We start from the raw sequence: 13,803 nt of genomic DNA, 5'->3' as shown, positions 1-13,803 counted from the left end.
CCCCTTGAAGCGGGGGTGCGGGGGCAGCAGCCCCCGCGTCTTCATCCCGCGACCGAGCGGTACCAGTCGCGGATCAGCGCCCGCTCGTCCTCTTCCATCCAGCTCACATTGGCCGGTGGCATCGCGTGGCCGCGTCCGGCCTGCAGATAGATCAGCCGCGCGGCCCGGGCGACCTGCGCGGGGGTTTCCAGAACCACGCCCCTCGGCGCCCAGTTGATGCCGGGATAGCCCGGATATTCCGAATGGCACATCGAGCAGCGCCCGGCGACGATGGAATGGGCGTCCTCGAACAGGTCGGCCTCGGCGAAACGCGCGACCGAGGGGGGCAGCGCGGCCAGATCCTCTTCCTCGCGCATCGCGGGCGCGATCGACAGCCACATCAGGATCACGAAGATCACCGCCGTCACCGCCCAGGTCCAGGTCGGGTTGCCGGTGCGCGCGTGGTTCGAGTTGAAATAATGCCGGATCGTCACGCCCATCAGGAACACGAGCGAGGCGATGATCCAGGTGTATTGCGTGCCAAAGGCCAGCGGATAGTGGTTCGACAGCATCAGGAAGATGACGGGCAGCGTCAGGTAGTTGTTATGCGTCGAGCGCTGCTTGGCGATCTTGCCGTATTTCGGATCGGGTTTGCGCCCGGCCTTCAGATCGGCCACGACGATCTTCTGGTTGGGGATGATGATCATGAAGACGTTGGCCGACATGATCGTCGCGGTCCACGCCCCCAGATGGATCATCGCCGCACGGCCCGAGAACACGCTTGTGTAGAAATAGCTCATGCCGACCAGCACGACGAACAGCGCGATCATCACCAGTGTCTGGTTGGAATTGACGAAGCGCTTGCAGATCTGGTCATAGATCAACCAGCCGAAGGCCAGCGAGGCGATCGAGATCACAATCGCCTGCCACGGCGCCAGATCCATCACCGCCGGGTCGATCAGGTAGAATTCCGAGCCCAGGTAATAGACCACCACCATCAGCGAAAAGCCCGAAAGCCATGTCGCGTAGCTTTCCCATTTGAACCAGACGAGGTGCTCGGGCATCCGTTCGGGCGCCACGAGGTATTTCTGGATATGGTAGAACCCGCCGCCATGGACCTGCCATTCCTCGCCATCCGCCGGGCCGGGGATGTCGCGGTTCAGGCCAAGGTCCAGCGCGATGAAGTAAAAGGACGAGCCGATCCACGCGATCGCGGTGACGACATGCAGCCAACGCAGCGCGAATTCCGCCCAGGCCCCCATGATGGCGAGTTCGAACATTCCGGTGTCCCCTTGTGGTTTGCGCGCAGGCTATACCGGCCTGTGTCTTTCTGATAATCCGTCAAATCTCTGAGGACTTTCAAGCGGGGGCTGAAAATGTCCTATGTCAACATGATCCGTATGTTCGTGCGTGTCTACGATTTGGGCAGCATGTCCGCCGCCGCGCGCGATCAGCGCACGTCGCCTGCCGTGGCGTCGGGGCGGATCAGCGAGCTTGAGAAACATCTCGGCGTGCGGCTATTCAACCGGACCACGCGCAAGCTGCAGCCGACCGAGAACGGGCGGCTTTTCTACGATGGCGCGCAGGGCATCCTGCAGGCCATCGAAGAGGCCGAAGCGGCGGTCGCCGACGCCACGCAAAACCCGCGCGGGGTGTTGTATGTAGGCGCGCCTCTGGGCGTGGGGCGGCGGCTTCTGGGGCCGTTCGTGCCGGCGTTCAAGGCCGACTACCCGCTGATCGATCTGCGGCTGCGGTTGTCGGACCGGATCATCGACGTCACCGCCGAGGGGCTCGACGCGGTTCTGCATCTGGGGCGGCTGGAAGACAGCGCGCTGAAAATGCGGGTGATCGCCGAATGTCCCCGGCTTTTATGTGCCTCGCCCGAATACATCGCCCGGCGCGGCCTGCCGCAGGATGGCGCGGCGCTTGTGCGCGACGGGCATGATTGCCTGAACCTGCGCTATCCGGGTGCCAAGGAATTTCGCTGGACCCTGCGGACCCCGCAGGGCGAGCAGAGCTACGAGATCTCGGGCCCGTTCGAATCCGACGATGGCGACGTGCTGACCGACTGGGCGCTGGCCGGTCACGGCGTCGTGATGAAACCGGTCTTCGAGGTGGGCGCTTACTTGCGGACGGGCGCTCTGGTGCCGGTGGCGCGCGCGACACCGCCCTTGCCCGTCACGCTGAGCCTGCTCACGCCGCATCGGCGGCTCCGCGATCCGAAGGTGCGGTTGTTTGCCGATTTCATCGTCGGCCGTATCCGTGCCGATATGGCGGCGCAGGTGCAGGGGCTCGATCTTCCCGGATCGGATGGCCCGAAGATGCCGGCTATGGAGGCTGCAGAGCGCAATGCTCAAGACCGATGAGATCAAGAGCAGCGACATCTGCGTCGTTGCGAACCCGAAATCGGGCCGAAACAGCAAGGATGCACAGGCCATCGATCACGCGATGGAGGCTTTGGGCCCCGGCGCGCAGCTGCGCCGCTGGTCGCGCGACGGCGGCCTGCAGGACGAGGTGAAATCCGCCATCGCCGACGGGTTCAAGGTGATCGTCGCGGCCGGTGGCGACGGCACGGTGATGGGCGTAGCGCAGGCCATGGTCGGCGCGCAGGCGCATATGGGCGTGCTGCCGCTGGGCACGTTCAACTATTTCGCTCGCGGCCTCGGCCTGCCGCAGGAACCCGGCCCGGCGGCGGCGGCGATCCTGAAGGGGCGCCCGCACAAGATTTCGGTGGGCACGGTCAATGGCACGGTGTTCCTGAACAATGCCTCGCTGGGTCTGTATCCCGCCGCGCTGAGAGCGCGCGAGGATGTCTATAACCGCTGGGGCCGCTGGCGCTTTCTGGCGCATCTGTCGCTGATCCGCACGATCTACCGCTTCCAACGCCCGCATGCGATGCATATCACCACCTCGGGCGGGGTCGAGCGGCGGCTGCGCTCGCCGCTCGTCTTCGTCGCGCGCTCGGCCTACCAGCTGGGGTATTTCGGGCTCGAAGGCTCGGATGCGATCGCCAATGACGAATTCGCGGTCTTCGTCGCCCGCCACGGGTCGCGCTGGCAGATGCTGAAACTGGCGCTGCGGCTGGCGATGGGCACGATGAAGGCGGGGCGCGATATCGAGCTGCTTTCAACGCGCGAGCTGGTCATCGAAACCCGCCAGCCCCGGCCTTATGTCGCGTATGATGGCGAGAAGCAGCGCATGCCCTCGCCGCTGACCTTCAAGATCCACGACGACGCGCTCAGCATTATCGTACCGAACCCGGAAGACCGGGTTTCCGCATGACGCGCATCGCGCATTTGTCCGACCTGCATTTCGGCGCCCATGAACCCGCGCTTATCGACGCGCTCTGTGATGCGGTCGAGGCCGCCGAACCCGATCTTGTGGTGATCTCGGGCGATCTGGCACAGCGGGGAACCTGCGGTCAGTTCTCCAAGGCGCGCGCGCTGCTCGACTGCCTGCCCGGTCCGCAGCTTTGCGTGCCCGGCAATCACGACCTGCCGCACTGGAACCCGGTATTACGCTTCACCGATGGCTACCGCCGCTTCCGGCGCGTGACGCAGGGGCCGACCGAACCCGTCTGGCGCAACGACACCACCGCGCTGGCCGGGATCAACACGGCCCACCGCATGCACTGGAAACGGGGCGAGATCGACCCGGGTCAGATCGAGCATCTGCGCCGGGGCTTCGACAATGCCGGCGACCGGCTGTGCATCGCGGTGATGCACCATCCGCTCGAACACGCCGCGCTGAATGTCGATGCGCTGATGGTCGGGGCAGGGCGGCTTCTGGCGGCGCTGCCGGGGATGGGCGCGCGGATCGTGCTGTCGGGCCATGTCCATGTCAGCTATATCGGCCCCTTCACCGATGCGCCCGAGGTGCTGTTCGTGCAAAACGGCACCTCGCTGTCGACCCGGCGGCGGGGCGAGGACAATCTGTTCCTGACCCTCGATACCGGCCCCGACTGCGTCACCATCACCCGCCATGTCGCCGACGGTGCGCGCTTCGTACCACATCGACCCGAACGCTGGTCCTTCGCGCCCGGCGGCTGGCAGCTGGATGAGGCGCGCATGGGCCAGAGCCGCAGCGCAACTGGCTGACGCCGCGCCAGCAAGCGGGCCTCAACTGCCGCGATAGGTCGAATAGCCGTACGGCGACAGCAGCAGCGGCACGTGGTAATGCGCCTCCGCGTCGTTCATGCCGAAACGGATCGGCACCTGATCCAGAAACAGCGGGTCGTCCCCCGCCTGTCCGGTCGCGCGCAGGTAATCCCCGCAAAAGAAGATCAGCTCGTAGGTGCCGGGCTTGAACATGTCCTGCGGCAGGATCGGCGCATCGCTGCGTCCGTCGTCATTGGTCACCGTCTCGGCGATTTTCTTGTGCGAATTGCCGCTCACCCGGTACAGAGCGATGCGAATCCCCTCGGCCGGCAGGCCGCGCGCCGTATCGAGGACATGGGTGGTCAGATAGCCGGGCATGATGGTCTCCTGTTCGCTGCCCGGCCATTGTGCCTGCTGCGCGCGCAAAAGCCAGTCCGCTGCGCGGGCAAAGGTCTTTTCGGGATATTTTGATAAACGCGCCGATTTTTTTGGCTAGGTTGATGATCGACGCCTCTTCGTTTCAAGGACACCCCCGTGACCGACGCCCCCCGCTATCCCCGCAACATGATCGGCTACGGCCCCCGCGCGCCGCGCGTCGTCTGGCCCGGCGGCGCGCGCGTGGCGATCAGCCTCGTGCTGAATTATGAAGAGGGTGGCGAGAACCACATCCTGCATGGCGACGGCCAGTCCGAAGCCTTCCTGTCCGACATCGCCGGCGCCGCGCCGTGGCCGGGTCAGCGCCACTGGAACATGGATTCGATCTATGAATACGGCGCCCGCGCCGGGTTCTGGCGCCTGCACCGCCTGTTCACCGAACGCGCCCTGCCGCTGACGATCTACGGCGTGGCCACCGCGCTGGCCCGTTCGCCCGAGCAGGTCAAGGCGATGAAGGACGCGGGCTGGGACATCGCCAGCCACGGGCTGAAATGGGTCGAGCACCGCGACATGCCCGAGGCCGAAGAGCGCGCGCAGATCGCCGAGGCGCTGCGGCTTCATGCCGAGGTCGTGGGAGAGCCGCCGCGCGGCTGGTATACCGGGCGCTGTTCGGTCAACACCGTGGCGCTGACCGCCGGGACCGGCGCGCTCGACTGGATCTCGGACACCTATGACGACGATCTGCCTTATTGGCTGGAAGTGGGCGAGCGCGACCAGCTGGTCATTCCCTATACGCTCGAAGCCAACGACATGCGTTTCGCCACCGCGCCCGGCTGGGTCACGGGGCATGATTTCGGCCAGTACCTTATCGACAGCTACGAGACCTTGCTGGCTGAGGGCGGGCGCATGTTCTCGGTCGGGCTGCATTGCCGTCTGATCGGACGTCCAGGCAAACTGGCCGGGCTGATCCGTTTCCTCGACCACGTGGCCGAAAAGGGCGAGGCATGGTTCGCCACCCGCTCGCAGATCGCCGATTTCTGGGCCCAAACCTATCCGCATACGCGCTACGAGCGCCCCTCGCGCATGGACCGCGAGACCTTTGTCGCGCGCTATGGCTCGATCTTCGAACATTCGCCCTGGATCGCCGACCGCGCCTGGCAGCTTGAACTCGGCCCCGCCCATGATACCGCCGCAGGCCTGCACAACGCACTCGCGCGCATGTTCCGCTCGGCCACGCGGGAAGAACGGCTGGGCGTTCTCAAGGCGCATCCGGATCTCGCAGGCAAACTCGCGCAGGCCAGACGCCTGACGGCGGAATCCTCGAACGAGCAATCCAGCGCCGGGCTCGATGCGCTCACCGATGATGAGCGCGCGGCCTTTCAGGCGCGCAACGACGCCTATGTCGGGAAACACGGCTTCCCCTTCATCATCGCGGTCCGCGACAACACCAAGGCCTCGATCATGCAGGCTTTCGATACGCGCATCGCCAACGATACCGACACCGAGTTCGCCACCGCCTGCCGTCAGGTCGAGCGGATCGCCGAAATCCGTCTGATGGATCTGCTGCCATGAGCACCTATGCCACCCCCGCCGACGGGCTGCCGCCGCAGACCCAGCTTCATACCGGGCGCGCGGTCTTCACCGATGCCTATGCGGTGATCCCGCGCGGGGTGATGCGCGACATCGTCACCTCGTATCTGCCGGGCTGGGAAAAGACGCATGCCTGGATCCTTGCGCGGCCGCTATCGGGCTTTGCCGAGACCTTCGCGCAATACATCCTGCTCATCGACCCCGAGGGCGGCACAACCGCGCAGCCCGAACCCGATCCGCAGGCGCAGGGCGTGCTGTTCGTCCTTGACGGGCGCGCCACGCTGACGCTCGACGGGCAAGATCATGCGCTGGCGCCGGGGGGCTACGCCTATCTCGCGCCCGGCGCCGACTGGGCGCTGCGCAACGACCAGTCTCAGCCCGCGCAACTGGTCTGGGTGCGCAAGCTCTACGAACCCGCGCCCGGCCTCGACACACCCGACAGCTTCGTGACCAACGAGCAGCACCACGTTCCCGCCGCGATGCCCGGCACCAAGGGCGCCTGGGCCACGACCCGCTTCGTCGATCCGCACGATCTGCGCCACGACATGCATGTCAACATCGTCACCTTCCAGCCCGGCGGCCTGATCCCGTTCGAAGAAACCCATGTCATGGAGCACGGGCTCTACGTGCTCGAAGGCAAGGCGGTCTACAAGCTCAACAAGGACTGGGTCGAGGTCGAAGCGGGCGATTTCATGTGGTTGCGCGCCTTCTGCCCTCAGGCCTGCTATGCGGGCGGGCCGGGGCCGTTCCGCTACCTGCTCTACAAGGACGTGAACCGCCATCCCCGGCTCCGCTCGCCCTGGCCCGGAGCGCCGCGTTGAGCCGCGCCCCTTTCACTTTGTCGCAAATACTCCACGGGGGTCCGGGGGTGTGAAACCCCCGGGGCCCGCCACCAGCGCACAGGCTTGCATGACCGAGACGATCCGCATCCAGCCCCTCACGGCCCGGGCCTTCGCGCCCTTCGGCGACGTCCTCGCGGCCACGGGTGCGCCCGACAAGATCATCAATCAGGGCCTTTGCGGGCGCTTTCACGACCGCGCGCAGCTCGATTTCGGCCCTCAGGGGCGGGCAGGAATTTCTGTCTTCAACGCCGAGCCGCGCGCGCTGCCCTACCGGCTCGACATGGTCGAGCGTCACCCCGAGGGCAGTCAGGCTTTCCTTCCGCTGCACCAGAACCCGTTTCTGGTCATCGTCGCGCCCGATCACGACGGCACGCCGGGACAGCCGCGCGCCTTCCTGACCGACGGGGCGCAGGGGATCAATTTTCACCGGGGGACCTGGCACGGGGTTCTGACCCCGCTTTCGGCGCCGGGTCTGTTCGCTGTCGTCGACCGTATCGGCTCGACGCCCAATCTGCACGAACACTGGTTCACCGAACCCTACCGCGTGGGCCGCGACTGAGACCGGGCGCCGGGCGGGCACGCCGCGCGGCGCCCGGCCCGATATTCCGGGCCCGGCCCGGAGCTTAACCGGACCGCTTCCCCGGGGGAGGGCGCGGAGACGGCGCGAAGAATCAACACTCCCCCCAAGGGAAACGGACAGATGGCTTCACAGACGATCGGTACGCCCGAACAGCTCAGGGATCCGAATTACACGCCGCCTCTGGGCGTCGCCATTCCACTGGGGATCCAGCACGTTCTGGCGATGTTCGTGGCCAATGTGACCCCCGCGATCATCGTCGCGGGCGCGGCGGGGATCGGTTTTGGCTCGGATCAGGGGGCGCTGGGCTTCCCCGACATGACCTACATGATCCAGATGTGCATGCTGTTTGCGGGCATCGCCACGCTCTTCCAGACCATCGGCCTCGGGCCCGTGGGGGCGAAGCTGCCGATCGTGCAGGGCACGTCCTTTGCCTTCATCCCGATCATGATCCCCGCCGTGGCGGGGCTGGGCACGGCGGGGCTTGCGGGCCTTACCACCGGCATCGTGGTGGGCGGGATCTTCCATTTCTGCCTTGGTTTCTTCATCGGCAAGCTGCGTTTCGCCCTGCCGCCCCTCGTGACCGGGCTGATCGTGCTGATGATCGGCCTGTCGCTGGTGCGGGTGGGTATCCAATACGCGGCGGGCGGCGTGCCGCTTATCGGCACCGACGCGTTCGGCGCGCTGGCGATGTGGGTGCCGGCGCTGGTCGTGGTCTTCGTCACGCTGGGGATCAAGTTCTTTACCCGCGGATTCACCTCGGTCGCCTCGGTGCTGATCGGCATTATCTGCGGCTATGTCGTCGCCTATGTGATGGGGCAGGTCAATTTCGGCGCGCTTGATCGTGCCGGCTGGTTCATGGTCCCCACGCCCTTCCATTTCGGCTTCCAGATCAACTGGGCGGTGATCGTCGGCATGTGCTTCATGGCGGTCATTTCGGCCATCGAGACGGTCGGCGACGTCTCGGGCATCACCAAGGGCGGCGCAGGGCGCGAGGCCACCGACCGCGAGATCCAGGGCGCGACCTTTGCCGACGGCGCGGGCACCGCGCTGGGCGGTCTGTTCGGTGCGCTGCCCAATACCTCGTTCAGCCAGAATGTGGGCCTGATCGCCATCACCGGCGTGATGAGCCGCCATGTCGTGACCTTCGGGGCGCTGTTCCTCATCCTGTGCGGGCTGGTGCCGAAGGTGGGTGCGCTCATCAACACCGTGCCGATCAATGTGCTGGGCGGCGGCGTGATCGTGATGTTCGGCATGGTCTGCGCCTCGGGGATCTCGATGCTGGCCGATGTCGACTGGAACCGCCGCAACATGGTCATCTTCGCTGTGGCCCTGTCGGTCAGTCTGGGGCTGCAATTGCAACCCGATGCGCTGCAACACCTGCCGCGCGTCCTGCAGATCCTGCTGACCTCGGGCCTGCTGCCCGCCGCCGCGATCGCCATCATCCTCAACCTCGCGCTGCCCGACACGCTGTCCGAGGTCTCGACCGATGAGATCTCGGGCGGCATGTCCGGCCACAAGCGCTGAAACCGGCGCGCGTCCTCAATCGGGGCGCGCGCGCACCCTCACGGAGGTTCCATGCCCCAGATCCTGATCCGCAACGCCGAGATCGTCGTCACCATGGACGGCACGCGGCGCGAACTCGCCGGAGCCTCGGTGCTGATCGAGAACGGCGCGATCAAGCAGATGGGGCCGGGGCTGACCGCGCCCAATGCCGAGGTGATCGACGCTTCGGGCTGCGTGGTCACGCCCGGTCTCGTCAACACCCATCACCATCTCTACCAGTCGCTCACCCGCGCCGTGCCGGGCGGGCAGGACGCGCTGCTGTTCGGATGGCTCAAGACGCTCTACCCGATCTGGGCGCGCTACATGCCCGAGGACATGCATGTCTCGACCCAGCTGGGTCTTGCCGAACTGGCGCTGTCGGGGTGCACGATGTCGTCCGATCACCTGTATCTCTATCCCAACGGATCGCGGCTCGACGACACGATCCATGCCGCGCGCGAACTGGGGCTGCGCTTTCACGCCACGCGGGGCGCGATGTCGATCGGCGAATCGAAGGGCGGCCTGCCGCCCGATGCGCTGGTCGAGGATGAAACCGCGATCCTCAACGACAGTATCCGCGTCATCGACGCCTTCCACGACCCGTCGCCCGGCGCGATGACCCGCGTGGCGCTGGCGCCCTGTTCGCCCTTCTCGGTCTCGCGCGAGCTGATGCGCGACGCGGCCCTGCTGGCGCGCGACAAGGGGGTGATGCTGCATACCCATCTGGCCGAAAATGACGAGGATATCGCCTATTCGCTCGCGCAGTTCGGCGTGCGGCCGGGGCAATATGCCGAGGATCTCGGCTGGACCGGGCCCGATGTCTGGCACGCGCATTGCGTGAAGCTCGACGCCGCCGAAATCGCGCTCTTCGCCCATACGAAAACCGGCGTCGCGCATTGTCCCTGCTCGAATTGCCGACTGGGATCGGGCATCGCGCCGGTGCGGGCGATGCGCGATGCGGGCGTGCCGCTGGGGCTGGGCGTGGACGGCTCGGCCTCGAACGACGCGGGCGATCTGATCGGCGAAGCGCGGCAGGCGATGCTGATGCAGCGCGTGGCCAACGGCGCGGATGCGATGTCGGCACGCGAGGCGCTGGAAATCGCCACGCTGGGGGGCGCCACGGTGCTGGGACGGGCGGAAGAGCTGGGGTCTATCGAACCCGGCAAACGCGCCGATCTGGCGATCTGGGACCTGCGCGCGCTGGCGGCGGCGGGATCCTGGGACCCGGTCGCGGCGCTGGTGCTATGCGGTCCCCACCGCGTGCGACACCTGCTGGTCGAGGGGCGCGCGGTTGTGCGCGACGGACGCATCACGACGCTGGACGAAGCGGCGCTGGCACAAAGCGCCCGGCGCGCGACGATGCGGCTGATCGGGTAAGGGGGGCTGTCTGCCCCCCTCGCGCTGCGCGCTCACCCCCCGAGGATATTTATGGATCAAAGATGCGCGGTTAACGAAAGCCTAACGCCCCATCTTTAATCTCTAAATATCCACGGAGGGGGTCCGGGGGAGGGGCGTGCCTCTCCCCCGGGGCCGGGCGGGGGCGGACGGCCGGGTCAGTCGAGATGCAGCGACACGCGGCGGTTTTGTTTGCCCTTCTTCTCGATCTTGCCCAGCCGGACCCGGCCGATTTCGGCGGTGGAGGCGACATGGGTGCCGCCGCAGGGCTGCAGGTCGATCTGTTCGTCCGTCGTGCCGATGCGCACCAGACGCACGCGGCCCTGACCCATCGGCGGTTTCACCGACATGGTCTTCACCAGATCCATGTTCGCCGTCATTTCCTCGTCGGTGATCCAGTTGTCCGAGACCGTGAGGTCGCGGGCAATGAGCGTGTTGAGCGCGTATTCCAGCGCCTGTTTGTCTTCGGGCGCCTCGGGCATGTCGAAGTCGAGACGGCCTTTTTCGGCCCCGATCGCGCCGCCGGTTACTGGCAGCGGGATCACCACCGACAACAGGTGCAGCGCGGTGTGGACGCGCATGTGGCGGTGGCGGCGGTCCCAGTCGAGGATCATCGTGACCTCGGTGCCCGGCGCCGGGGCGGGCGCGCCTTGGGCGAGGATCAGCGCGACTTCGGTGGCGCCTTCCTTGCGGGTATCGGTGATCGCCGCCTCGCCCCCATCCCAGCGCAGAGTGCCGCTGTCGCCGGGCTGGCCGCCACCCGCCGGATAGAAGACCGAGGCATCGACCACCAACGCGCCATCGTCGGCGATACGGGTCACGCGGGCGGTGCAGTCACGCGCGTAAGGGGTGTCGCGGAAAAGGGCTTGGGTCATCAGGTCTGCTCCGGATCGGGGGAGCCGTCGGGCTCGGTTTCGACGGTCTGGTCGGCCCAGGCCTCGGGCGTGCGGGTGCCGAGCGTACTGTCGCGGGGCTCGGGCGTTTCCGCAGGTTTGGGCGCGTCGGGCCGGGGCGGAGGGGCCGAGGCGGGGCGCAGCGCTTCGGGATTGCGCAGCCAGATATCGCGCTGGGCATAGGGGATCTCGATCCCTTCGGCGGCGAAGCGTTCGGCGATCTTGTGGTTCACCTCGGTCGCGAGCGGCAGCTTCATGCCCACGTCGCGGATGATCGCGCGGATGCGGAATTCCAGCGCATCCGCGCCAAAGCCGACGAAATCCACGCCTGGTTCGGGATCGAGCACGACGATCGGCTCGTTCTCGACGATCTCGCGCAGGATCGCTTCGACCTTTCGGGTGTCGGTGCCGTAGGCCACGCCGATATTCAGCACCAGCCGCCCGGTCAGCGAGGATTTGGTGTAGTTCGTCACCGAGCCCGAGATCAGGTCGGCATTGGGCACGATGATCTTCGACTTGTCGAAGGTCTCGATCACCGTCGAGCGCACCGAAATGCGGTCGACGATGCCCTGATTGCCGCCGACCTCGATCCAGTCGCCTTCGGAGACCGGGCGCTCGATCAGCAGAATGATGCCCGAGACGAAGTTCGACACGATGGTCTGCAGGCCGAAACCGACGCCGACCGACAGGGCACCTGCGACGATGGCGAGGCCCGACAGGTTGATGCCCGCCACCGAGAAGGCGATGAGCGCGGCCACAGTGATGCCCAGATAGCCCACGCCCGAAATAAGCGCTTTCTGCGCGCCTTTCTCCAGCGAGGTCTTGGGCAGGATCGACGTTCCCAGCGCGCCCTGAAAGGTGCGGGTGGTAAGGTAGCCGATACAGAAAACGACGACGAACCACATCACGCTGGCGGGCGAGATCCGCGCGCCGCCGAAGCTGACGCCCTCGGAAAAGCGCGTCCAGAGCTCGAGCATGTCGGTCTCGCGCGCGCCCCAGATCAGCGCCAGCGGCACCAGCGCGGCCAGCGACAGCATCAGGCCGGCCAGCGCCGGAACCAGACCCTGCACCGCGCGCTCGTCGTCGCCGATGATGGTGACGTAGATCGCGATGATCAGGCGGTGCAGGACGATCACCGTGCCCACAACGCCCAGCGAATTGACCGGCGGATAGGTCAGCATCGCCGCCGCCGCGATATAGCCCACGGCGCCCAGAACCGGCGAGATCAGGCCGAAGAGCAGCAGCGTGCGGCATCCCAGCGTGAGCATCCGGTCGAAGAAGGGCGAGGCCGCGACCGCCACGCCGTCCTGCACCACCTGCCGGGGCTGGTGGCGGCTGAGCACGCGCGAGAAGCGGATCATCGTCAGCGCGCAGAGCAGCACCAGCGGATAGGTGAGCGAGGCGAGGGCGGCACTGTTCAGCGTCTCTTCGACCAGCACCGTGCCGTAGAGCATTTCGATCCCGGCCAGCGCGCCGAAGATCAGCGACAGCCCGCGCGCCTTGCGCCGGTCGGCGGCGCTGAGATTGAGCGACAGGCGCGGGTCCTCGACGATCGGGAAGATATGCAGCGACAGCCAGCGGGCGATGAAGAACGCCATGCCCGCCTGAATCAGCACCACCGACAATGCGTCCAGCGTGGTTCCGGTCAGATGCGTGAGCCGGATCGCCACCGCCAGCAGAACCAGCCCCAGAAACGGTACGACAAGCTGCGAGAGCGAAACGAAGAACGCCACCACCACCCGTCCACGCAGGATCGAGCTTTGATGCAGCAGCCGCATCGTCAGGCGTTCCATCCAGTGGCGCCCGCGCAGGATCAGCAGCAGCGCCAGCAGCAGGCAGACGATGGTAACCGGCAGGTCGCTGCGCAATTCCTCGCGCTTTGCAGGATCGTTCCACGCGCGCAGCACCTCGGCGCGCATGTTCTCCCACGACACCACCATCGCATCGAGCCCGGCCATCCATGTCGCCGGGTTCAGCGGCGTCGGCCCCAGCGACATCAGCGCATTGGCCTGCCTTTCGCGCAATTCGCGGTCGATGAGCCGGATCAGCGCCTCGGCCTGCGCCAGACCTTCGCCCGCCGCGCGGATCGGCGCTTCGCGCTCGGCCAGCGTGGCCTGCAATTCGGCCCGGCGCTCGGCGATGTCGTCAGGTTCGCTCTCTCCCTCTTCCGGCGCGGGGGGGAGCGAGGCGATCTGCTCGCGCAAGAGCGTCAGCCGGTCGGCGACCACCGCCTGCGTCGCGGTGAATTCCGTGCGCATCTCGACCAGCTGTTCGCGCAGCTGGTTGAGCGTCTCATCGGTGGTGAAATCGTTTTCCAGCGCCGTTTCGACCCGCGTCGCAAGCCGGGCCCAGGCGTCGTAATCGATCACGCCCTGATCGGTGCTCTGCGCGAGCGCGGGCGCCGGGGGCAGACCAGCCCCCATGACGCCCGCGAGCACAGCGATAAGAAACGCTGCCAGATGCGTCAGCATCGGCACACGGAAAGTCTTTGTAATCATGCCATCAGGCCC

12 protein-coding genes are annotated in these 13,803 nt (G+C 66.5%); 8 read left to right on the top strand and 4 right to left on the bottom strand.

Annotated features, from left to right (window positions below):
* Positions 1 to 41: 41 nt before the first annotated feature.
* Positions 42 to 1,259 carry a urate hydroxylase PuuD gene (locus JI664_RS20395; RefSeq protein ID WP_207015623.1) on the bottom strand — a complete coding sequence of 406 codons (1,218 nt, stop codon included), beginning with the start codon at positions 1,257 to 1,259 and terminating at the stop codon, positions 42 to 44.
* Positions 1,260 to 1,355: 96 nt separating this feature from the next.
* Here JI664_RS20395 and JI664_RS20390 point away from each other — a divergent pair, with 96 nt between their 5' ends.
* The 3 genes from JI664_RS20390 to JI664_RS20380 are packed head-to-tail and all read left to right on the top strand — an operon-like array spanning position 1,356 to position 4,076.
* The gene (locus tag JI664_RS20390; RefSeq protein WP_207015622.1) at positions 1,356 to 2,345 is read left to right on the top strand and encodes a LysR family transcriptional regulator; all 990 of its coding nucleotides are present in this window, start codon (positions 1,356 to 1,358) and stop codon (positions 2,343 to 2,345) included.
* Positions 2,329 to 3,261 carry a diacylglycerol/lipid kinase family protein gene (locus tag JI664_RS20385; RefSeq protein ID WP_207015621.1) on the top strand — a complete coding sequence of 311 codons (933 nt, stop codon included), beginning with the start codon at positions 2,329 to 2,331 and terminating at the stop codon, positions 3,259 to 3,261. The genes JI664_RS20390 and JI664_RS20385 overlap by 17 nt, the downstream gene beginning before the upstream one ends.
* On the top strand, positions 3,258 to 4,076 hold the full coding sequence (locus JI664_RS20380; protein WP_207015620.1) for a metallophosphoesterase family protein: 819 nt from the start codon (positions 3,258 to 3,260) through the stop codon (positions 4,074 to 4,076). The genes JI664_RS20385 and JI664_RS20380 overlap by 4 nt, the downstream gene beginning before the upstream one ends.
* Positions 4,077 to 4,097: 21 nt before the next feature.
* Here JI664_RS20380 and uraH read toward each other — a convergent pair whose 3' ends face one another.
* Positions 4,098 to 4,454, bottom strand: a complete 357-nt coding sequence (uraH, locus tag JI664_RS20375) for a hydroxyisourate hydrolase (RefSeq protein WP_207015619.1) — start codon at positions 4,452 to 4,454, stop codon at positions 4,098 to 4,100.
* A gap of 186 nt (positions 4,455 to 4,640) precedes the next feature.
* Between uraH and puuE the strand changes: the two genes are divergently transcribed.
* From puuE to JI664_RS20350, 5 genes are all read left to right on the top strand, one after another.
* Positions 4,641 to 6,023: an allantoinase PuuE gene (gene puuE / locus JI664_RS20370; protein WP_207015651.1), complete on the top strand. Its 1,383-nt coding sequence runs from the start codon at positions 4,641 to 4,643 to the stop codon at positions 6,021 to 6,023.
* Positions 6,020 to 6,862 carry a bifunctional allantoicase/(S)-ureidoglycine aminohydrolase gene (locus JI664_RS20365; protein ID WP_207015618.1) on the top strand — a complete coding sequence of 281 codons (843 nt, stop codon included), beginning with the start codon at positions 6,020 to 6,022 and terminating at the stop codon, positions 6,860 to 6,862. Before puuE ends, JI664_RS20365 begins: the two co-directional genes overlap by 4 nt.
* 88 nt (positions 6,863 to 6,950) lie before the next feature.
* Complete coding sequence (locus JI664_RS20360; RefSeq protein WP_207015617.1) at positions 6,951 to 7,442, top strand: ureidoglycolate lyase; 492 nt, start codon at positions 6,951 to 6,953, stop codon at positions 7,440 to 7,442.
* Between the two features lie 141 nt (positions 7,443 to 7,583).
* Positions 7,584 to 8,987, top strand: a complete 1,404-nt coding sequence (locus tag JI664_RS20355) for a uracil-xanthine permease family protein (protein WP_207015616.1) — start codon at positions 7,584 to 7,586, stop codon at positions 8,985 to 8,987.
* A 51-nt stretch (positions 8,988 to 9,038) separates the two neighbouring features.
* On the top strand, positions 9,039 to 10,382 hold the full coding sequence (locus tag JI664_RS20350) for an 8-oxoguanine deaminase (protein WP_207015615.1): 1,344 nt from the start codon (positions 9,039 to 9,041) through the stop codon (positions 10,380 to 10,382).
* A 176-nt stretch (positions 10,383 to 10,558) separates the two neighbouring features.
* Here JI664_RS20350 and JI664_RS20345 read toward each other — a convergent pair whose 3' ends face one another.
* Together JI664_RS20345 and JI664_RS20340 are read right to left on the bottom strand one after the other, a co-directional pair.
* Positions 10,559 to 11,275, bottom strand: a complete 717-nt coding sequence (locus JI664_RS20345; RefSeq protein ID WP_207015614.1) for an alanyl-tRNA editing protein — start codon at positions 11,273 to 11,275, stop codon at positions 10,559 to 10,561.
* Entirely contained in the window at positions 11,275 to 13,791 is a 2,517-nt protein-coding gene (locus tag JI664_RS20340; protein WP_207015613.1) for a DUF3772 domain-containing protein, read from the bottom strand. Before JI664_RS20340 ends, JI664_RS20345 begins: the two co-directional genes overlap by 1 nt.
* Positions 13,792 to 13,803: the final 12 nt, after the last annotated feature.

This window comes from Rhodobacter sp. NTK016B, from assembly GCF_017303295.1.
In the GTDB taxonomy this organism is placed as follows: domain Bacteria; phylum Pseudomonadota; class Alphaproteobacteria; order Rhodobacterales; family Rhodobacteraceae; genus Pararhodobacter.
The sequence above is the reverse complement of the archived record's forward strand: the minus strand, read 5'-3'. Positions and strand labels throughout refer to the sequence as shown.

What these genes read in the sequence shown, in the direction of transcription:
- JI664_RS20395 (WP_207015623.1), bottom strand. Translation starts at nt 1,259, where the DNA reads ATGTTCGAACTCGCCATCATGGGGGCCTGGGCGGAATTCGCGCTGCGT.
- JI664_RS20390 (WP_207015622.1), top strand. Translation starts at nt 1,356, where the DNA reads ATGTCCTATGTCAACATGATCCGTATGTTCGTGCGTGTCTACGATTTG.
- JI664_RS20385 (WP_207015621.1), top strand. Translation starts at nt 2,329, where the DNA reads ATGCTCAAGACCGATGAGATCAAGAGCAGCGACATCTGCGTCGTTGCG.
- JI664_RS20380 (WP_207015620.1), top strand. Translation starts at nt 3,258, where the DNA reads ATGACGCGCATCGCGCATTTGTCCGACCTGCATTTCGGCGCCCATGAA.
- uraH (WP_207015619.1), bottom strand. Translation starts at nt 4,454, where the DNA reads ATGCCCGGCTATCTGACCACCCATGTCCTCGATACGGCGCGCGGCCTG.
- puuE (WP_207015651.1), top strand. Translation starts at nt 4,641, where the DNA reads ATGATCGGCTACGGCCCCCGCGCGCCGCGCGTCGTCTGGCCCGGCGGC.
- JI664_RS20365 (WP_207015618.1), top strand. Translation starts at nt 6,020, where the DNA reads ATGAGCACCTATGCCACCCCCGCCGACGGGCTGCCGCCGCAGACCCAG.
- JI664_RS20360 (WP_207015617.1), top strand. Translation starts at nt 6,951, where the DNA reads ATGACCGAGACGATCCGCATCCAGCCCCTCACGGCCCGGGCCTTCGCG.
- JI664_RS20355 (WP_207015616.1), top strand. Translation starts at nt 7,584, where the DNA reads ATGGCTTCACAGACGATCGGTACGCCCGAACAGCTCAGGGATCCGAAT.
- JI664_RS20350 (WP_207015615.1), top strand. Translation starts at nt 9,039, where the DNA reads ATGCCCCAGATCCTGATCCGCAACGCCGAGATCGTCGTCACCATGGAC.
- JI664_RS20345 (WP_207015614.1), bottom strand. Translation starts at nt 11,275, where the DNA reads ATGACCCAAGCCCTTTTCCGCGACACCCCTTACGCGCGTGACTGCACC.
- JI664_RS20340 (WP_207015613.1), bottom strand. Translation starts at nt 13,791, where the DNA reads ATGATTACAAAGACTTTCCGTGTGCCGATGCTGACGCATCTGGCAGCG.